The sequence below is a fragment of the Streptomyces griseoflavus genome, from assembly GCF_014649995.1.
GTDB lineage: Bacteria > Actinomycetota > Actinomycetes > Streptomycetales > Streptomycetaceae > Streptomyces > Streptomyces griseoflavus.
Window position 1 is genome coordinate 93,796 of the sequence record NZ_BMUC01000001.1, and the last position, 18,491, is coordinate 112,286.

General features: G+C 70.1%; 21 protein-coding genes, 1 tRNA gene and 1 riboswitch. Of the genes, 13 read left to right on the top strand and 9 right to left on the bottom strand.

Annotated elements, in window-relative coordinates; translation table 11 throughout:
- Positions 1 to 6: 6 nt before the first annotated feature.
- Positions 7 to 957 carry a PLP-dependent cysteine synthase family protein gene (locus tag IE172_RS00395; protein WP_190095009.1) on the top strand — a complete coding sequence of 317 codons (951 nt, stop codon included), beginning with the start codon at positions 7 to 9 and terminating at the stop codon, positions 955 to 957.
- A 60-nt stretch (positions 958 to 1,017) separates the two neighbouring features.
- On the opposite strand, the gene IE172_RS00400 is transcribed toward IE172_RS00395, so the two are convergent.
- Positions 1,018 to 1,188, bottom strand: a complete 171-nt coding sequence (locus IE172_RS00400; RefSeq protein WP_190095010.1) for a hypothetical protein — start codon at positions 1,186 to 1,188, stop codon at positions 1,018 to 1,020.
- A 202-nt stretch (positions 1,189 to 1,390) separates the two neighbouring features.
- Between IE172_RS00400 and IE172_RS00405 the strand changes: the two genes are divergently transcribed.
- Positions 1,391 to 2,143 (top strand): MBL fold metallo-hydrolase, encoded by a 753-nt coding sequence (locus IE172_RS00405; protein WP_190095011.1) that lies wholly within the window; start codon positions 1,391 to 1,393, stop codon positions 2,141 to 2,143.
- Between the two features lie 101 nt (positions 2,144 to 2,244).
- Here the strand turns inward: IE172_RS00405 and IE172_RS00410 are convergent, their stop codons facing one another.
- Together IE172_RS00410 and IE172_RS00415 are read right to left on the bottom strand one after the other, a co-directional pair.
- Complete coding sequence (locus IE172_RS00410) at positions 2,245 to 3,507, bottom strand: PTS transporter subunit EIIC (protein WP_190095012.1); 1,263 nt, start codon at positions 3,505 to 3,507, stop codon at positions 2,245 to 2,247.
- Between the two features lie 276 nt (positions 3,508 to 3,783).
- Positions 3,784 to 5,097 (bottom strand): PTS transporter subunit EIIC, encoded by a 1,314-nt coding sequence (locus IE172_RS00415; RefSeq protein ID WP_190095013.1) that lies wholly within the window; start codon positions 5,095 to 5,097, stop codon positions 3,784 to 3,786.
- A gap of 187 nt (positions 5,098 to 5,284) precedes the next feature.
- On the opposite strand from IE172_RS00415, the gene IE172_RS00420 reads away from it, so the two are divergent.
- The 4 genes from IE172_RS00420 to rdgB all read left to right on the top strand — a co-directional run bounded on the left by IE172_RS00420 (position 5,285) and on the right by rdgB (position 7,548).
- Positions 5,285 to 5,518, top strand: coding sequence for a PTS sugar transporter subunit IIB (locus IE172_RS00420; protein ID WP_190095014.1), 234 nt, complete (start codon positions 5,285 to 5,287; stop codon positions 5,516 to 5,518).
- Positions 5,519 to 5,627: 109 nt separating this feature from the next.
- A complete protein-coding gene (rph, locus tag IE172_RS00425) occupies positions 5,628 to 6,365 on the top strand; it encodes a ribonuclease PH (protein ID WP_190095015.1) in 738 nt (245 codons plus the stop codon).
- 144 nt (positions 6,366 to 6,509) lie between these two features.
- Complete coding sequence (locus tag IE172_RS00430; RefSeq protein WP_190095016.1) at positions 6,510 to 6,908, top strand: hypothetical protein; 399 nt, start codon at positions 6,510 to 6,512, stop codon at positions 6,906 to 6,908.
- Positions 6,909 to 6,945: 37 nt separating this feature from the next.
- Positions 6,946 to 7,548 (top strand): RdgB/HAM1 family non-canonical purine NTP pyrophosphatase, encoded by a 603-nt coding sequence (gene rdgB / locus IE172_RS00435; protein WP_190095017.1) that lies wholly within the window; start codon positions 6,946 to 6,948, stop codon positions 7,546 to 7,548.
- Positions 7,549 to 7,594: 46 nt separating this feature from the next.
- Here rdgB and IE172_RS00440 read toward each other — a convergent pair.
- From IE172_RS00440 to bcp, 4 genes are all read right to left on the bottom strand, one after another.
- Positions 7,595 to 7,666 (bottom strand) — tRNA-Leu (locus IE172_RS00440).
- A gap of 15 nt (positions 7,667 to 7,681) precedes the next feature.
- Positions 7,682 to 8,179, bottom strand: a complete 498-nt coding sequence (locus IE172_RS00445) for an HNH endonuclease (RefSeq protein WP_229885723.1) — start codon at positions 8,177 to 8,179, stop codon at positions 7,682 to 7,684.
- The gene (locus IE172_RS00450; protein ID WP_190095018.1) at positions 8,176 to 8,829 is read right to left on the bottom strand and encodes an HNH endonuclease signature motif containing protein; all 654 of its coding nucleotides are present in this window, start codon (positions 8,827 to 8,829) and stop codon (positions 8,176 to 8,178) included. Before IE172_RS00450 ends, IE172_RS00445 begins: the two co-directional genes overlap by 4 nt.
- A gap of 137 nt (positions 8,830 to 8,966) precedes the next feature.
- Positions 8,967 to 9,434 carry a thioredoxin-dependent thiol peroxidase gene (gene bcp / locus IE172_RS00455; RefSeq protein WP_190095019.1) on the bottom strand — a complete coding sequence of 156 codons (468 nt, stop codon included), beginning with the start codon at positions 9,432 to 9,434 and terminating at the stop codon, positions 8,967 to 8,969.
- Between the two features lie 140 nt (positions 9,435 to 9,574).
- On the opposite strand from bcp, the gene IE172_RS00460 reads away from it, so the two are divergent.
- The 3 genes from IE172_RS00460 to IE172_RS00470 all read left to right on the top strand — a co-directional run bounded on the left by IE172_RS00460 (position 9,575) and on the right by IE172_RS00470 (position 10,805).
- Positions 9,575 to 9,922 (top strand): DUF3618 domain-containing protein, encoded by a 348-nt coding sequence (locus tag IE172_RS00460; RefSeq protein ID WP_190095020.1) that lies wholly within the window; start codon positions 9,575 to 9,577, stop codon positions 9,920 to 9,922.
- Between the two features lie 99 nt (positions 9,923 to 10,021).
- On the top strand, positions 10,022 to 10,324 hold the full coding sequence (locus IE172_RS00465) for a GroES family chaperonin (protein WP_399980417.1): 303 nt from the start codon (positions 10,022 to 10,024) through the stop codon (positions 10,322 to 10,324).
- A gap of 66 nt (positions 10,325 to 10,390) precedes the next feature.
- Positions 10,391 to 10,451, top strand: a riboswitch (guanidine-III (ykkC-III) riboswitch).
- Between the two features lie 33 nt (positions 10,452 to 10,484).
- Positions 10,485 to 10,805: a DMT family transporter gene (locus IE172_RS00470; protein WP_189561340.1), complete on the top strand. Its 321-nt coding sequence runs from the start codon at positions 10,485 to 10,487 to the stop codon at positions 10,803 to 10,805.
- Between the two features lie 15 nt (positions 10,806 to 10,820).
- Here IE172_RS00470 and IE172_RS00475 read toward each other — a convergent pair whose 3' ends face one another.
- A complete protein-coding gene (locus IE172_RS00475; protein ID WP_190095022.1) occupies positions 10,821 to 13,172 on the bottom strand; it encodes a transglycosylase domain-containing protein in 2,352 nt (783 codons plus the stop codon).
- Positions 13,173 to 13,423: 251 nt separating this feature from the next.
- Between IE172_RS00475 and IE172_RS00480 the strand changes: the two genes are divergently transcribed.
- The 4 genes from IE172_RS00480 (at position 13,424) to IE172_RS00495 (ending at position 16,876) form a co-directional block, all read left to right on the top strand.
- Positions 13,424 to 14,224, top strand: coding sequence for an ABC transporter permease (locus IE172_RS00480; RefSeq protein WP_190095023.1), 801 nt, complete (start codon positions 13,424 to 13,426; stop codon positions 14,222 to 14,224).
- Positions 14,225 to 14,288: 64 nt separating this feature from the next.
- Positions 14,289 to 15,053 (top strand): ABC transporter permease, encoded by a 765-nt coding sequence (locus IE172_RS00485; protein WP_190095961.1) that lies wholly within the window; start codon positions 14,289 to 14,291, stop codon positions 15,051 to 15,053.
- A gap of 7 nt (positions 15,054 to 15,060) precedes the next feature.
- Entirely contained in the window at positions 15,061 to 16,038 is a 978-nt protein-coding gene (locus IE172_RS00490; RefSeq protein ID WP_190095024.1) for an ABC transporter ATP-binding protein, read from the top strand.
- 55 nt (positions 16,039 to 16,093) lie between these two features.
- On the top strand, positions 16,094 to 16,876 hold the full coding sequence (locus IE172_RS00495) for a DUF1707 SHOCT-like domain-containing protein (protein ID WP_190095025.1): 783 nt from the start codon (positions 16,094 to 16,096) through the stop codon (positions 16,874 to 16,876).
- 136 nt (positions 16,877 to 17,012) lie between these two features.
- Here the strand turns inward: IE172_RS00495 and IE172_RS00500 are convergent, their stop codons facing one another.
- Positions 17,013 to 18,398, bottom strand: coding sequence for an SGNH/GDSL hydrolase family protein (locus IE172_RS00500; RefSeq protein ID WP_190095026.1), 1,386 nt, complete (start codon positions 18,396 to 18,398; stop codon positions 17,013 to 17,015).
- Between the last annotated feature and the right edge of the window lie 93 nt (positions 18,399 to 18,491).

An 18,491-nucleotide genomic window follows, 5' to 3' on the forward strand; every position in this document is an offset into this window, starting at 1 on the left:
TAGCCGATGCGTTACGACTCCCCGCTGGCCGCGGTGGGCAACACCCCCCTGGTGCGCCTGCCGCGGCTCTCGCCGTCCGCCGACGTCCGCATCTGGGCGAAGCTGGAGGACCGCAACCCCACCGGCTCCATCAAGGACCGCCCCGCCCTGTTCATGATCGAACAGGCGGAGAAGGACGGCCGCCTCACCCCCGGCTGCACCATCCTCGAGCCGACCAGCGGCAACACCGGCATCTCCCTGGCCATGGCGGCCAAGCTCAAGGGCTACCGCATGGTCTGCGTCATGCCCGAGAACACCTCGCAGGAACGCCGTGACCTGCTCGGCATGTGGGGCGCGGAGATCATCTCCTCCCCGGCCGCCGGCGGCTCCAACACCGCCGTGCGCGTCGCCAAGGAACTCTCCGCCGAACACCCCGACTGGGTGATGCTCTACCAGTACGGCAACCCGGACAACGCCGGCGCGCACTACGCGACCACCGGCCCCGAGATCCTCGCCGACCTGCCGTCCCTCACCCACTTCGTCGCCGGCCTCGGCACCACCGGCACCCTCATGGGCGTCGGCCGCTACCTGCGCGAGAACAAGCCCGACGTCAGGATCGTCGCCGCCGAGCCGCGCTACGACGACCTCGTCTACGGCCTGCGCAACCTCGACGAGGGCTTCGTCCCCGAGCTCTACGACGCCTCCGTCCTCACCACCCGCTTCTCCGTCGGCTCCGCCGACGCCGTCACCCGCACCCGGGAACTCCTCCAGCAGGAGGGCATCTTCGCCGGCGTCTCCACCGGCGCCGCCCTGCACGCGGCGATCGGCGTCGCCAACAAGGCGCTCAAGGCGGGGGAGTCCGCCGACGTCGTCTTCGTCGTCGCCGACGGCGGCTGGAAGTACCTCTCGACCGGCGTCTACACGGCCGCCACCACCGAAGAGGCCATCGACACCCTCCAGGGCCAGCTCTGGGCCTGACACCGCGGCGGTGTCACCACACGGCGTCACCAGGGGCCGGAGACCCTCGTCTCCGGCCCCTCACGCGTCCCCGGAACCGTGATCCGGCCCGCCGCCGTCCCGGGACCCGCCGCGCCTCCCGGGCGCGCGCCGCCGCCGGGTCCGGTGCCCCCGCCCCCACCCGTCGACGAGCGACGTGACGAACGCGAGCAGCACCACCGCGACGAGCGCGAGCCACCAGGCCGTGTCCATGCCCAGACCGTACCGGCGCCGACCACCCCCACGCGTCTTTCCCGTCACCGGCATGTACGGCTTCCAGCCGAACCGGTGACAGCACAGGTGAGTTCGCCCACAACAGCCCCTGGTGGAGGAGCGACCGAAGGTTTCGCGCCTTACGCTCGACAAACCGCACGACCCCCGTCTCTCCACACCCGCCAGCGGAGGTTTCTGCTTCATGAAGCTCACCGTCGTCGGCTGCTCGGGGTCGTTCCCGTCCGCGGAATCGGCCTGCTCGAGCTACCTCGTCGAGGCCGACGGCTTCCGGCTGCTCCTCGACATGGGCAACGGTGCCCTGGGCGAGCTGCAGCGCCACTGCGGTCTCTACGACCTCGACGCGATCTTCCTCAGCCACCTGCACGCCGACCACTGCATCGACATGTGCGGCTACTTCGTCGCGCGCTACTACCGGCACGACGGCGGCCGCTGCGAGCCCATCCCGGTCTACGGACCCGAGGGCACCGAACACCGGCTGACCATCGCCTACGCCGACACCCCCTCGGCCTCCTCCATGAGCGAGGTCTTCGACTTCCACACGGTCAAGCCGTCCACCTTCGAGATCGGCCCGTTCCTCGTCCACACCGAACGCGTCGCGCACCCCGTCGAGGCGTACGGCATCCGCATCGAGCACGGCGGGAAGACGCTGACCTACTCCGGTGACACGGGCGTGACCCCCGCCCTCGACGACCTCGCCCGCGACGCCGACCTCTTCCTGTGCGAGGCCGCCTTCACGTACGGCAAGGAGGACATCCCGGACCTGCACCTCAACGGCCGGGAGGCGGGGGAGACGGCGGCCCGCGCGGGCGCCCGCCGCCTGATCCTCACCCACATCGCCCCGTGGACCGACCCGCAGATCAACCTCACCGACGCCCGCGCCGTGTACGACGGACCGGTGGGCCTGGCGTCGCGCGGAGCCACCTACGTGATCTGAAGCAGGACGCCGGCGGACGGCACACGGGACGCCCGCGGACAGCACGAAGGCCCGGCCGGATCGGCCGGGCCTTCGCGCGCGTCAGCGGGCGGGGGCGGGGGTTACTTCGCCTCCGCCTTCTGCAGTTCCGCCAGCTCCTCGTCCGACTCCCGGCCGGGCGTCGGCAGGTTGAACCTGGTGATGGCGAAGCGGAAGACCACGTAGTAGACCGCCGCGAAGCACAGGCCCACCAGAGCCAGGCCCCACGGGTTGCTGGCGATGCCGAGGTTGAGGAAGAAGTCGACCGCGCCGGCCGAGAAGCCGAAGCCGTCCTTCATCCCCAGCGCCCACGTGAGCGCCATGGACACACCGGTCAGCACCGCGTGGATGGCGTAGAGCACCGGCGCGATGAACATGAAGGTGAACTCGATCGGCTCGGTGACACCCGTCACGAACGAGGTGAGCGCGAGGGAGAACATCATGCCGCCGACGACCTTGCGGCGCTCGGGCCGGGCACAGTGCACGATGGCCAGGCAGGCCGCCGGCAGGGCGAACATCATGATCGGGAAGAAGCCGGTCATGAACTGGCCGGCGGTCGGGTCACCGGCGAGGAAGCGCGCGATGTCACCGCTCTTGCCCTCGTACTCGCCCGCCTGGAACCACGGGAAGGAGTTCAGCAGGTGGTGCATGCCGATCGGGATGAGAGCGCGGTTGGCCACACCGAAGACACCGGCGCCGACGGCCCCCGAGCCCACCAGCCACTCACCGAAGTTGTGCAGGACGGTGCCGAGGACCGGCCAGATGTAGCCGAAGACGATGCCGATCAGCAGACCGGCGAAGGCCGACAGGATCGGCACCAGGCGGCGGCCGCCGAAGAAGCCCGCCCAGTCCGGCAGCTTCGTGCGGTAGAAGCGCTGGTAGAGCAGCGCCACCACGATGCCCATCACCACGCCGCCGAGGACCTTGGCGTCCACCGGCGCGTCCACCATCACGACCTTGCCGTCGACGGCCGTCGCCACCTGGGGAAGGTTCTCGTCGGTGAAGGTGCCCAGGACGTTCTTGAAGACCAGGTAGCCGACGACCGCCGCGAGAGCGGTCGAACCGTCCGACTTCTTCGCGAAGCCGATCGCGATGCCCACGGCGAACAGCAGCGCCATGTTGTCGAGGATCGCGTTGCCGCCGGCCGCCATGAAACCGGCGATCTTGGTGACGAAGCCGGGGAACGAGTCGCGCCCCAGCATGTCGTCGTTGCCGAGGCGCACCAGCAGCGCCGCCGCGGGCAGCACCGCGACCGGCAGCATGAGGCTGCGGCCGATGCGCTGCAGGACGGCCATCGCGCCGGCGCCCCTCTTCTTGTCGGCGGTTGCCGTGCTCGCCGTGGTCATCGTGTTCCTCCTGTGGGCAAGGCGCCGCCAGGGGACCACATGAGGACGGCGGCGTCCCGAACGCGCGGCGGGAAGCCCGCGCGCAAGGTCTACACCACCAAGTGGTGTAGACCTTTTGTAGCACGATGAAGGCCCCGTAAGGAACCCGCGATTCCGCCACCACCGGGCTACGCACCGTGCCCGCCGCCGACCCGGAGCCGACCGTTCACAGGCGCACCGAAAAGCCCCCGGACCACAGGATCCGAGGGCTCGAACAGCCACCTCCACCCCAAGAGCTCACGCCTTCGTCGTGTCCTCCACCTCCTCCTCCGCCTCCCGCCCCGGAGTCTTCAGATCGAACCGCGTGATCGCGAACCGGAAGATCACGTAATACACCACCGCGAAGCACAGACCGATCGGAACGATCGCCCACGGCCTCGTCGCCAGATTCCAGTTGATGACGTAGTCGATCAGCCCCGCCGAGAAACTGAACCCGTCGTGCACCCCCAGCCCCCACGTCACCGCCATCGACACACCCGTCAGCACCGCGTGCACCACGTACAGCAACGGCGCCACGAACAGGAACGAATACTCCAGCGGCTCCGTGATCCCCGTGACGAACGACGTCAGCGCCACCGACAGCATCAGCCCGCCGACCTCCTTGCGCCGCGCCGGCCTCGCACAGTGCGTGATCGCCAGCGCCGCCGCCGGCAACGCGAACATCATGATCGGGAAGAAACCCGACGTGAACTGCCCCGCGTCCGGATCACCCGCCAGGAACATGTTGATGTCACCGTGCACCACCGACCCGTCCGGCTTCGTGTACGAACCGAACTGGAACCAGATCGGCACGTTCAGGAACTGGTGCAGCCCCACCACCAGCAACGCCCGGTTCGCCACACCGAACACACCCGCGCCCCACGCGTCCAGACCGTCCATCCAGTCACTGAAACTCTCCAGCGCGTCACCGATCGGCGGCCACACCCACAGACACAACGCCGCGAACACGATCGCCGCGAACGCCATGATGATCGGCACCAGACGCCGCCCGTTGAAGAAACCCAGCCAGTCCACCAGCCTCGTACGGTGGAACCGCTGCCACAGGAACGCCGCCATCAGCCCGATCACGATGCCGCCGAACACCCCCGGATTCTGGAACGTGAACGCCGTCACCGTCCCCGACCCGTCGGTCACCCGGCACCCCACCTGCGGCACCGCCACCGAACCCTCCGGACAGTCCTCGGGGAACTGACGCAGCACATTGAAGTAGACGAGGAACCCCGCCACCGCCGCCAGCGCCGTCGACCCGTCCGACTTCCTCGCCATCCCGATGGCCACACCCACACAGAACAACAGCGGCAGCCCCAGCGAACCGTCCAGCAGGGCACCCCCCGCCCCCACCATCACCTTCGAGACGTCCGTCCACCCCAGACCGTCGTCCCCGAACACATCCGGCTGCCCCAGCCGGTTCAGGATGCCCGCCGCCGGCAGCACCGCGATCGGCAACTGCAGACTCCGCCCCATCTTCTGCAGACCCAGGAACAACCGGCTCCACCGCTCCCGCGCCGGACCCGCCGTAGGCTCGGCACCGGCGGAACTGTCGGCACTCATCCGGCCCCCTTCGCTGGAACACGGCCACGACGGGTTTGTCGACAGTCCGCCCGGTGGTGTAGACCAGTGGGCGGGGGCGGACCCGCCGTCGTGACGCCATCATTCGGCACCCACGACAAGGCCGCTCGCAAAGCTGGGCCAACTGTGGGTTACTGCGACAAAGCGGTTCGCATCAGGGAGAACGAACATGGCCACCAAGGCTGAGAAGATCGTCGCCGGACTCGGCGGCATCGACAACATCGACGAGATCGAAGGCTGCATCACCCGCCTCCGCACCGAAGTCGTGGACCCCGCCAAGGTCGACGAAGCCGCCCTCAAGGCCGCCGGCGCCCACGGCGTCGTCAAGATGGGCACCGCCATCCAGGTCGTCATCGGCACCGACGCCGACCCCATCGCCGCCGAAATCGAAGACATGATGTGAACCACCGCACCTGAACCACCGCACCCGAACCACGGCCAAAGCCACACCTTCAGGGCCCCTCCCCACCGCGGAAGGGGCCCCTCCGCCGTCTACGGCTAGGCTCGGCGCCATGTCTCGAATCGACGGCCGCACCCCCGACCAACTCCGCCCGGTCACCATCGAACGCGGCTGGAGCAAGCACGCCGAAGGATCCGTCCTCATCTCCTTCGGCGACACCAAAGTCCTCTGCACCGCCTCCGTCACCGAAGGCGTCCCCCGCTGGCGCAAAGGCAGCGGCGAGGGCTGGGTCACCGCCGAATACTCGATGCTCCCCCGCGCCACCAACACCCGCGGCGACCGCGAATCCGTCCGCGGCCGCATCGGCGGACGCACCCACGAGATCAGCCGGCTCATCGGCCGCTCCCTGCGCGCCGTCATCGACTACAAAGCTCTCGGCGAGAACACCATCGTCCTCGACTGCGACGTCCTCCAGGCCGACGGCGGCACCCGCACCGCCGCCATCACCGGCTCCTACGTCGCCCTCGCCGACGCCATCACCTGGGCCCAGGGCAAGAAACTCATCAAGCCCGGCCGCCGGCCCCTCACCGGCACCGTCAGCGCCGTCTCCGTCGGCATCGTCGCCGGCACCCCCCTCCTCGACCTCCGCTACGAAGAAGACGTCAAGGCCGACACCGACATGAACGTCGTCTGCACCGGCGACGGCCGCTTCGTCGAAGTCCAGGGCACCGCCGAAGCCGAACCCTTCGCACGCGACGAACTCAACGCCCTCCTCGACCTCGCCGTCACCGGCTGCACCGAACTCGCTACCGCACAACGCACCGCCCTTGATACCGTCCTCCAAAAGTAAAAGGCAGACCAAGGACAGTGGCCGACGCGGAGCAACCGCGCCGGCCACCCCCGCGTCTGACCCCATACGGGAGCCCGGCCCCACCGGCCGCCACCCCGCCGACGCACCCGGGCCCCACCGGCCCGACGAGGGAGGGACCGATCCATGGCCGCGAGCCGCCGACGCCGCACCACAGCCGTCGCCGCCACCCTGGCGGCCGTCGCGCTGACCGCCGGACTCACCACCGGCTGCGCCGCCGTCGACAAGGCACTGGACTGCGTCCAGACCGCCGACGCCATCGCCGACAGCGTCACCGAGATGCAACAGGCCGTCGAGAACGCCGGCAACGACGTCACCCAGCTCCAGGAGTCCCTCGACTCCATCGACAAGAACCTCACCGACATCGGCGAGAAGACCGACAACGCCGACGTCTCCAAGGCCGTCGACAACCTCGACCAGGCCGTCGGCAACGTCCGCACCTCCGTCGAGAACGGCGACGCCACCCCCGACATCAGCCCCATCACCGACGCCGCCGGCGAACTCACCAAGGTCTGCACCCCGTAGCGGACCGGCCGCCCGTGGGCCCGGACATACTGGGCCCATGACCCGCCTGATCCTCGCCACCCGCAACGCCGGAAAGATCACCGAACTCCGCGCGATCCTCGCCGACGCGGGCCTGCCCCACGACCTCGTCGGCGCCGACGCCTACCCCGACATCCCCGACGTCAAGGAAACCGGCGTCACCTTCGCCGAGAACGCCCTGCTGAAGGCCCACGCCCTCGCCCGGGCCACCGGCCTCCCCGCCGTCGCCGACGACTCCGGCCTCTGCGTCGACGTCCTCGGCGGCGCCCCCGGCATCTTCTCCGCCCGCTGGTCCGGCACCCACGGCAACGACGAGGCCAACCTCGACCTGCTCCTCGCCCAGCTCTCCGACATCGACGACGCCCACCGCGGCGCCCACTTCGCCTGCGCGGCAGCCCTCGCCCTCCCCGACGGCACCGAGCGCGTCGTCGAGGGCCACCTCACCGGCACCCTCCGCCACACCCCGGCCGGCACCGGCGGCTTCGGCTACGACCCGATCCTCCAGCCCGACGGCGAGACGAGGACATGCGCGGAACTCACCGCCGAGGAGAAGAACGCCATCAGCCACCGGGGCAAGGCCTTCCGCGCCCTGGTACCGGTGGTGCGGGAGCTGTTGGGCTAGTGCAGAGAGGGGTCCTGCCTCTGTCGAGACAGGACCCCTTCATGTGTACGCCCGGTCGGATTCGAACCGACAGACACGACCACCTAAAGGTCGCCGCTCGCCGTTGGCGTACGGGCGCCAGCACGGGTCCACCTTACTGGGCGGAAGTCCACCGTCGCTGGCCTCCGCGGCACCAGGTGTCCGTAGCGGAGTGGCAATTGGGGCAAAGCAGTCGCAAGTTCTCCCTGCGATCATCGCTCCAGTCCCCGTTGATGTGATCGATCTCCAGGGTCATCGGCTTGCCGAGCCACTCGGGCCCCGTACCGCATTCGGCGCACTTGTTCGGCACGCCCACCTCGTGGAGCGCCCGACGCAGGAGCACCGTCTTCGTCCGCCGTTCGCCGTCGTGCTTGACCAGGATGTCCGCGGACGTCCTGAGTGGGGTCGTACCGGGCCTGCCCCGCTGATGAGCCTGCCCCAGGAAGTGCGCCGTCGAGATGTTCTCCTCACTCAGCCACTGCCGCAGCAGGAGGCGCTGAGTGCCGCTGTCAGGGCGCCCCAGCCGGCGCAGTGCCGCGGCGATCGAAACGGACTCGGCAACCGCCTTGCGCAGTTCTTCGGTGGCAGGCCGCGCCCGCTCACGGGCGTTCACGCCGTGCTCCCGGTGGTACGCCGCTTGGCTCTGCCACGGTAGTTGTCCGTGGTCGCATGGCAGTTGGGGCACAGCATGCGGAGGTTGCCGATGCGGTTGTCGCGCCAGTTGCCGTCGATGTGGTCGACCTCGAGGGGCAGTGCGCGGCCTCGCCACGAGGGGTCCGTGCCGCACAGCGCGCATCGCTCCGGTACGCCCGAGGTCCTCATCGCCCACTTGAGCCGGTCGCTCGGAATGCGTCTGGCCTGGCCGGTCGGCTGTTCGACGAGGAGCTTGTCGGCTGTCCGTCGCTGCCGGGGTTTGCCGCGGCGGGTGGGGATCTGGAAGTGCGAGGTGTCGATGCCGTACGACTTGATCCGGCGGCTGATGTGAGTGTGGTGTCCACCGACCACTTCCAGTCCGAGGTACCTCAAGACCTCGCACATGTTCGTCGAGTCCGAGACCGCCTCCTGGAGCAGTTCCCGAGTCCACTTCACCCCCTCCCGCTGGAAGTGCGACGTCTCGACACCGAGTCGCTTCATCCGTCCCAGCACGTACTGCCGCGTCGAACTCCTCGGATCCACCCCCAACCGCACCAACGCCTCCGTCAGCGTCCGTGCCCCGCGGGCGGCCTCCTCCAGCCGCTCCCTGGTGTACGCACTGGTCCCCATCGGGCCCCCTCCGTCTCTCGGCCACCCGTTCGTGGCGTCGTACGGAGTAACGAACCGGATATCGGACGGTCACGTGCGGAAAGCGGAGCGGCCCGTACCGGTGAGGGGTGGTACGGGCCGCTGCGGGGAAGGACGGGTCAGATGCCGAGGTCCTTGATGATCTTGGCGACGTGGCCGGTCGCGCGGACGTTGTAGAAGGCGTGTTCGACCTTGCCCTGTTCGTCGACGACGATCGTGGAGCGGATCACGCCCACGTAGGTCTTGCCGTAGTTCTTCTTCTCGCCGAAGGCGCCGTAGGCGTCGAGGGCCTGCTTGTCGGGGTCGGCGAGGAGGGTGACCTTCAGGGACTCCTTCTCGCGGAACTTCGCGAGCTTCTCCGGCTTGTCGGGGGAGATGCCGATGACGTCGTAGCCGGCGCCGGCGAGCAGCTCGAGGTTGTCGGTGAAGTCGCAGGCCTGCTTGGTGCAGCCGGGAGTGAGGGCGGCCGGGTAGAAGTAGACGATGACCTTGCGGCCCTTGTGGTCGGCCAGGGACACCTCGTTGCCGTCGGCGTCGGGCAGGGTGAAGGCGGGGGCCTCGTCCCCGGGCTGGAGGCGTTCGCTCATCGGTCTGGGTCTCCTCGTACGTACGCGCTGGGTGGATCGGGTGCCGGGATCGAGGGTAACCGGGGGTCCTGACAGTGCGTGGCGGCGTGGAGCTGACAGACTGTCCGGCACAGGTATCAGCGGATTTCGGAGGCGGCACGGTGGCGGACACGGCGGACACCAGAACCCCGGCGCAGATCGAGGCGGACATCGAGCGCCGTCGTGCGGTGCTGGCCGAGACCCTGGACGAGATCGGGGTGCGGGTGCACCCGAAGACGATCATGGGGGACGCGAAGGCGAAGGCCGTGTCCCACGTGGATCACACGCTGGGCCGGGCGTATGTGCGGGTCAATGGTGTGGTGAGTGGGGTGAAGGGCCAGTTCGTGGACGCGGAGGGTTCGCCGCGGCTGGAGCGGGTCGTGCCGGTGGCGGTGCTGCTGGTGGGGGTCGTGGGGCTGCTGGCCCTGGGGTCCCGTCGGCGGTCCGTGCCGGCGCGGCGTCGGCGTTGACCCCTCCCGGGCGGGTTCGGGGCGAAGGCAGGTAGGTTTCAGGTCGTGAGCGCCAAGAGACACGAGCAGGGTTCCCAGGACGACAAGCTGCCCATTCGGATGCTGCACGATCGCGTGCTGGTGCGGCAGGACACGAGTGAGGGTGAGCGGCGTTCGGGGGGCGGCATTCTGATTCCCGCGACGGCGGCGGTGGGCCGTCGGCTGGCCTGGGCCGCGGTGGTCGCGGTGGGGCAGAACGTGCGGACCGTGGAGCCGGGTGACCGGGTGCTGTTCGATCCGGAGGACCGGGCGGAGGTCGAGGTGCGCGGGACGGCGTACGTGCTGATGCGGGAGCGTGATCTGCACGCGGTGGCCGCGGACCGTTTCGAGGGTTCCGAGGATTCGACGGGCCTGTACCTGTAGTTCTGTGAGTGAGGGGGCTGGTGACCATGGTCACCAGCCCCCTCACCGTGTTCTGGGCTACGGTGGTGGGACCCATGGGGCCCCGACGAGACGCGCCGTACCGGGGTGAAGGCAAAGACGACGCACCCCCGTTTCGGTTCGTGTTCCGGAGGTGTCCGTCATGGCGTGGGTTCTGTTGGTGGTGGCCGGTCTGCTGGAGGTCGGCTGGGCGATCGGTCTGAAGTACACGGAGGGGTTCACCCGGCTGGTGCCGAGTGTGCTGACCGGTGCGGGGATCGTCGCGAGCATGGTGTTGCTGTCGTACGCGGCTCGTACGCTGCCGATCGGTACGGCCTACGGCGTGTGGGTGGGGATCGGTGCGGCGGGGGCCGCGGTGATGGGGATGCTGGTGCTGGGTGAGCCGGTGACGGCTGCCCGGGTGTTCTTCATCAGTCTGCTGGTGGTCGCGGTGGTGGGGTTGAAGGCGACGTCCGGGCACTGAGCGGGGGCGTCGGGGTCATTCGTCCCGGCGGGTGTGCTGGGTCAGCGCGCCGGTGAGGCCGGCGGGGCCGGTGCGGTGGTCGTCCCCGTTGCTGTCGCTGTAGCCGGTGCCGCCGCCGGTGTCCGTGCCGCTGTCGGTGGTGCCGCCGTCGCCGCCGGTGGTGTCGCCGGGGGTGCTGCTGTCGTCGCCGGGTGTCTCGCGGGTGGGTTCGTCGCTGTCGTCCGGGGTGCTGCTGCGGGTGTCCTCGTCGTCCGGTGTGCCGCTGTCGCGGTCGGTGGGGCGGCCCGAGGAGGAGGGGCTGTCGCTGGAGTCGGAGGGGGGCGGCTGGCTTTCGAAGGCGCCGGGTTGCATCCGGAGGTTGAAGCCCTGCACGGGGTGGCCTTCGAGGGCTTCGCGGGTGTACTGGCCCCAGATCTCGGCGGGTGCGCCGCCTCCGTTGATGCGGGGCAGGCCCATGGCGCCGTAGAGGGATTTGTGGCCGGCGGTGACGGGGTCCTGGCCCATGACGGCGACGACGGTGGCGAGGTCGGGGGTGTAGCCGGCGAACCAGGCGGCGGTGTCCTCCTCGGCGGTGCCGGTCTTGCCGGCGGCGGGGCGGCCGGCGGTCTGGGCGGCGGTGGCGGTGCCGCTCTCGACGACGCCGCGCAGGACGGCGGTGGTGGTGTCGGCGGCCTGGCGGCTGACGGCCTGGCGGGTGCGGCGTTCGGGCAGGTCGACGGTCTTGCCGCCGTAAGTGACCTTTTCGAGGAGGGTGTAGCCGCTGTTCTTGCCGTGGTTGGCGAGGGTGGCGTAGGCCTCGGCCATGTCGAGGACGCTGGCGCTGGCGACGCCGAGGGCGATGGAGGGTCCGGCGTCGTCGAGGCTGGGGGTGTTCTCGGACAGTCCGAGGTCGATGGCGGTGCGGCGGACCTTGTCGGGGCCGACGTCGACGGCCATCTGGGCGTAGACGGCGTTGACGGATTTGTCGGTGGCTTCGCGGACGGTGATGTCGCCGTAGTCGCGGTGGTCCTCGTTCTCGGGGGCGTAGCGGGCGCCGGGCCAGCCCTGGACGGGGCGTTCGCTGGTGCCGTCGTAGAGGGTGGTGGGGGTGATGCGGCGGCCGTCCTGGGTGCGGGACTTGTGTTCGACGGCGGCGGTGAGGACGAAGGGTTTGAAGGAGGAGCCGGTCTGGAAGTCCCGGCGGGTGGCGTTGGGGGTGTACTGCTTGACGTAGTCGATGCCGTTGTACATGGCGACGACCTTGCCGGTCTTGGGTTCGACGGAGGCTCCGCCGGCGCGGACGTAGGTGTCGACCTTGCGGTTCTCCTGGTCGAGCCGGTCCATGAGTTTGTCGTTGACGGCGTCGACGAAGGCGTCCTGCTTGTCCTTGTGGAGGGTGGTGGTGATGCGGTAGCCGCCGGTGTCGAGGGTGTCCTCGTCGACGATGTCGTTGTCGGTGAGGTACTTCTTGACGACGTCGACGATGTAGCCGCGCTGGCCGGACATGCCGGTGGAGTGGGTGGTCTCCTTGGGGGTGGGGAACTTCATGCCGGCGCGTTCGGTCTCGGTGAGCCAGCCTTCGTCGACCATGCCGTCCAGGACGTAGTTCCAGCGGTTCTCGACGGTCTGCCGGTTCTCGGGGTGGGTGATGACGTCGTACTGGCTGGGGGCGTTGAGGAGGGAGGCGAGGTAGGCGGCGCGGCCGGCGTCGAGTTCGGAGGCGTCCATGTCGTAGTAGGCGTGGGCGGCGGCCTGGATGCCGTAGGCGCCGCGGCCGAAGAAGCTGGTGTTGAGGTAGCCCTCGAGGATGTCGTCCTTGCTCTGGTTGCGGTCGAGTTTGATGGCGATGAAGAATTCCTTGACCTTGCGGGTGACGGTCTGTTCCTGGCGCAGGTAGTAGTTCTTCACGTACTGCTGGGTGATGGTGGAGCCGGACTGTTTGCCCTTGCCGGTGGCGGTGTTCCAGGCGGCGCGGACCATGGCCAGGGGGTCGACGGCGGACTCGGTGTAGAAGTCGCGGTCCTCGGCGGCGAGGATGGCGTGCTGGGCGTCCTCGGAGATCTGGCCGAGGGTGACGTTCTCCCGGTTGACGTCGCCGTCGCGGGCGATGACGGAGCCGTCGGCGTAGAGGTAGACGTTGGCCTGCTGGGTGGCGAGGGCGTTGGCGGCGGGGATCTGTACGAGGTGGTAGCCGAGGAAGAAGCCGCCGATGACGAGGGCGGCGGTGACGAGGGCCGCGGCGAGTACCGTGCGCCAGGTGGGGACGTAGCGGCGCCATCCGGTGCGTGGGGGTTTGGTGCCCTTCTTGCCTTCGGGGGCGTCGGCCGCCTGGGGCTTCTTCGGTGCCCAGCCCTTTCCGGGCTGTCGCGGCTGCGGCTCGTCGCTCATGTCGTGCTCGGACTCCTGTTTCGCCTCGTTCGTTCCTGTACGCCTGATGCGTCCCCCTTATTCAAGACTGTCGCATCCGGTGGCGCGTTCCGCGGCCTCGGCGCGCGTCGTGCGCGCTTGCGGCTTGTCACACGCATGGCCCCGCCGGGGGTTGTCATGCGGTGGATGGTGTGGAAATCGCGTGGCCGGTGGGCGGGCGGGCGCACTAGGCTCCTGCGCTTCGGTGCCGGGCGCGGGAGGGAGGGGCGGGGGTGGGTTCGTGGCGTGTGTACCCGGCCGTGGTGGTGGGGGGTTTCCGGCGGTACGCGACGTATCGGGTGGCGACCGCGGCGGGGGTGTTCACGAACACGGTGTTCGGGCTGATCCTGGTGTACACGTATCTGGCACTGTGGGAGGCCCGGCCGGGTCTGGGCGGGTACGACCAGGCGCAGGCGGTCACGTATGTGTGGCTGGGGCAGGCGCTGTTCGCGATGCTGGCGTTCCAGGGCGGCGGGTTCGAGGTCGAGCTGATGGAACGCATCCGTACGGGTGAGATCGCGGTGGACCTGTACCGGCCGGTGGATCTGCAGTTGTGGTGGCTGGCGAACGATGTGGGCCGGGCGGTGTTCCAGCTCCTGGGGAGGGGGGTGGTGCCGTTCGTCTTCGGTGCGCTGTTCTTCCCCACGGCGTTGCCCGGGGAGGTGGCGGTGTGGGGGGCGTTCCTGCTGGTGCTGATGGCGGCGCTGGTGGTGAGTTTCGCGATCCGTTATCTGTTCGCGTTGAGTGCGTTCTGGCTGCTGGACGGGCAGGGTGTGGCGCAGGCGCTGATGGTGACGGGGCTGTTCTGCTCGGGGATGACGCTGCCGTTGAACGCCTTTCCGGGTGGTCTGGGTGAGGTGGTGCGGGTGCTGCCGTGGGCGGCGCAGTTGCAGGTGCCGGCGGATGTGCTGATGGGGGAGTCCGCTCTGTGGGAGGCGTTGGTCTTCCAGGGGGCGTGGGCGGTGGCGTTGCTGGCGGTGGGCCGGCTGGTGCAGTCGGCGGCGACGCGGCGGGTGGTGGTGCAGGGTGGCTGAGGTGGGGGTGCGGGGGGCGTCCCGGGCGGTGGAGGGGGTGCGGGCGTACGGGCTGATCGCGGGGATGTGGATCCGGTCGACGATGGCCTACCGTGCCTCGTTCGTCCTGACGGTGGTCGGCAATCTGCTGCTGACGGGGTTGGACTTCGTGACGATCCTGCTGATGTTCTCGCAGGTCGACGCGCTCGGTGGGTGGACGCTGCCGGAGGTGGCGTTGTTGTACGGGCTGTCGGTGACGGCGTTCGGGATCGCGCAGCTGGCGTTCGGTTCGGTGGCGTCGCTGGGTGGCCGGGTGCGGGACGGTTCGTTCGACACGCTGCTGGTGCGGCCGGTGCCGGTGCTGGCGCAGGTCGCCGCGGACCGGTTCGCGTTGCGGCGGGTGGGCCGGGGCGTGCAGGGGGTGGTGGTGCTGGGCTGGGCGCTGGTGGCGGTCGAGGTCGACTGGTCGGTGGGGAAGGTGCTGCTGGTGCCGGTGACGGTGGTGTGCGGTGCGGTGATCTTCTCGGCGTTGTTCGTGGCGGGCGGTGCCTTCCAGTTCCTGGCGCAGGACGCGGCGGAGGTGCAGAACGCGTTCACGTACGGGGGGACGACGTTGCTGCAGTATCCGCCGTCGGTGTTCGGCCGGGACCTGGTGCGGGGGGTGACGTTCGTGCTGCCGCTGGCCTTCGTCAACTGGGTGCCCGCCGCCCATCTGTTGGGGCGTCCGTATCCGCTGGGGCTGCCGGAGGGGGCGGCGTTCGCGGGGCCGCTGGTGGCGCTGGTGTGTGTGCTGCCGGCGGCGGCGGTGTGGCGGCTGGGGCTGAGGTCGTACCGGAGTACGGGGAGTTAGGCGGGTCGTGGTGGAGGCGTTCATCGAACTGGAGCGGGTCGAGAAGGTTTTCGAGGTGCGCAGGAGGACGGGGTTCCTGAGGAGGGAGCGGCGGCAGGTGCGGGCCGTGGACGCGTTGTCGTTCACGGTGGCGCGTGGGGAGATGGTCGGCTACATCGGGCCGAACGGGGCGGGCAAGTCGACGACGATCAAGATGCTCACCGGGATCCTGACGCCCAGCGGGGGGCGGCTGCGGGTGGCGGGGATCGACCCGTCGCGGGAGCGGACGCGGCTCGCGCACCGCATGGGGGTGGTGTTCGGGCAGCGTACGACGCTGTGGTGGGACCTGCCGCTGATCGACTCGTACAAGCTGATGCACCGCATGTACCGCATTCCGGACGCCCGTTACCGCGAGAACCTGGACCGGCTGGTGGAACACCTCGACCTGGGGGAGTTGTTGGACGTGCCGGTGCGGCAGCTCTCGCTCGGTCAGCGGATGCGGGGGGACATCGCGGCGGCGCTGCTGCACGATCCGGAGGTGCTGTACCTGGACGAGCCGACGATCGGTCTGGACGTCGTCTCCAAGACGCGGGTGCGGGACTTCCTGCGGGAGTTGAACGCGGAGCGGGCCACGACGGTGCTGCTGACCACGCACGATCTGCAGGACATCGAGCAGTTGTGTTCGCGGGTGATGGTCATCGACCACGGTCGGCTGGTGTACGACGGCGCGCTCGCCGGGCTGCACGAGGCGGGGGAGGGCGAGCGGACGCTGGTGGTGGACCTGGAGCGGGAACTTCCGCCGATCGAGGCGCCGGCGCCCGCGCGGGTGGTGCGGGTGGAGGGGCCGCGGCAGTGGCTGGCGTTCCCGGCGTCGGAGCCGGCTGCGGGACTGGTGGCGCGGATCGTGGCGGAGTACCCGCTGGTCGACCTGTCGGTGCGGGAGCCCGACATCGAGGCGGTGATCGCGAAGATGTACGCCGACCGGACGGACCGGGCCGTTCCGTGACCGGGCCCGGAGCCCTCGTAGCCGTGTGACGGGGACAACTCGTAGGCTGCTCCGTATGACCGACGACGCAGCCGCACCGGACCTCCGCGCATCCGACGCCGACCGTGAACGGGTCGCCGACATCCTGCGGGACGCCCTCGCGGAGGGCCGCCTCGACATGGAGGAGTTCGGGGAGCGGCTGGACGCGACGTACCGGGCGCGCACCTACGGGGAGCTGACGCCGATCACCCGGGACCTGCCGGGCCACGGCACGACGGCGGTGCCCGCGGTGTCCCTGACGAAGGACACGGAGCCGGGGGGCGGCTGGGGTGAGCGGATCGTCGGCGCGAGCGACTCGGGCTCGTCGTCGTGGGCGGTGGCGGTGATGTCGGGCTTCCAGCGCAAGGGGCACTGGACCGCTCCGCGGCGCTTCAACTGCTTCGCCTTCTGGGGCGGCGGTGAGATCGACCTGCGCGAGGCGTACTTCGAGGACCGCGAGATCGTGATCAACGCGGTCGCGATCATGGGCGGGGTGGACGTCATCGTGCCGCCCGGCGTCGAGGTCGTGGTGCGCGGTGTCGGCATCATGGGCGGCTTCGACCACCGCGAGGAGGGCGTGCCGGGCGAGCCGGGCGCGCCCAGGGTGGTCGTCACGGGCCTGGCCTTCTGGGGCGGCGTGGGCGTCCAGCGCAAGCTCCCCCGGGCGGAGAAGCAGCGCCTGCGCGAGGAGCGGCGCCGGGAGAAGCTGGAACGCAGACAGGACCGTCGCCGTGAACTGGGGTCGTCCGTGCAGGACCACATGGACCGGTACAACGACCTGATCAAGAAGCGTCACCCCGACCGCCACGAGGACCACTGACCCGCCCCAGCCTCTCGGCTCCCTCCGCCCTTCCAGCCCCTCCGGCGTTTGAGGAGCGGGGGTCCGGGGGCAGCGCCCCCGGGGACGGGACGGGAAGGGGCGGCGGGGGCGAAACAACCCCTCGGGGGCCGCCCTCTCACAACTCCGCCGGCACGCCCCCCTCCAGCACCCCCGGATCGAACTCCTTCGCCATCCGCACGTACCCCCGGTCGCTCAGGTGCAGATGGTCACCCGAGTCGTACACCCCCCGCAGCCGCCCCGGATCGTACGGATCCCGCACCGCCCCGTCGAAGTCCACGACCGCGTCGAACACGCCCCCCGCCCGGATCTCCGCGTTGATCCGCTGCCGCACGGCCTCCCGCGCCTCCGTGTACCCCCGGTGCCCCCGGAACGGCATCAGCGTCGCCCCGATCACCCGCACGCCCCGCCCGTGCGCCCGCCGCACCAGCGTCTCCAGCCCGGCCACGATCGGCTCCGGATCGGCGGCCCCCGGTGTCCGCAGGATGTCGTTGATGCCGAGCACGACCACCACGGCCCTGACGTTCGTCCGCCCCAGCACGTCCCGTTCGAACCGGTGCAGCCCGCTGGGGTTCTCGGCCGGCCGCCCCAGCCCGTCGGCGAGCACCCGGTTCCCGCTGATCCCCGCGTTGACGACGCTGTAGCGCGGCACGTCCCGCCCGGCGGCGACCGCCGACCGCAGCCGGTCGGACAGCACGTCCGGCCAGCGGGTGTTCGCCCCGGTGGTGGAGGTGACCCCGTCGGTCAGCGAGTCCCCGAGGACGACGACGGTCCCGTCGGCCTCGTTGCTCAGCACGTCCAGCGCGGTCGCGTACCGCCAGACCTTGCTGCGCCCGGTGTAGGCCGCGCCGGTGGTGTCCCGGGTGTGCTCGCCCGGGGCGACGTAGGAGATCTGGCGGGCGTGCCGGTGGTAGGTCACCGGTCCGGATTCGGCGGGGGAGTACGTCGTGATGAGCACGTCCCCGTCGTGCGGGACGGCGATGCGGACCGCGTCGCTCGTCACCTCGCCGCCGGCGGGGACGACGACCGACGGGCGTCCGGCGAAGGTGAGCCGCCGCATGGTGTCCGCGAGGGCCTGTGCCGTGTCCGGGTCGGCGGAGACGGCGAGGGAGGCGTGGGAGACGGTGAGCGGTGACTGCCCGTAGAGGTTGGACAGGGTGACGCGGGCGCCGCTGCCGCCGGCGCTGGTGTGCACGACGTTGCGCACGGAGCGGCCGGCGAGTCCGGTCAGTTCGGTGCCGGGTTCGCCGCCGACCGGGGCGGCCGTCCAGGAGGTGACCCAGGTGCCGGTGGAGACGGGAGCGGCGGGGTTGTTCAGGGCGCCACCCCCGTTGACGTCGCCCATGCCCCTGGCGACGGTGTCATGGCGTTCGGTGCCCTCGTCGGCTGCGACCCCGACGTAGATGGTGGCGGAGACCGCCACGATCGCGGCGACGACGGCGGCGAGCAGGGCGCGCTGCCTGGCGGGAGGGGCTCCCGCGCCCTCGTCACGACCCCGGGTCATGCTGTTCGGTTCTCCTCGGGAGACGGGAGCCGGATGCTCCGATCTGATGAACCCATGATGTGTCATGGGCCGGGCAGGTTGAGGGGAGGGACC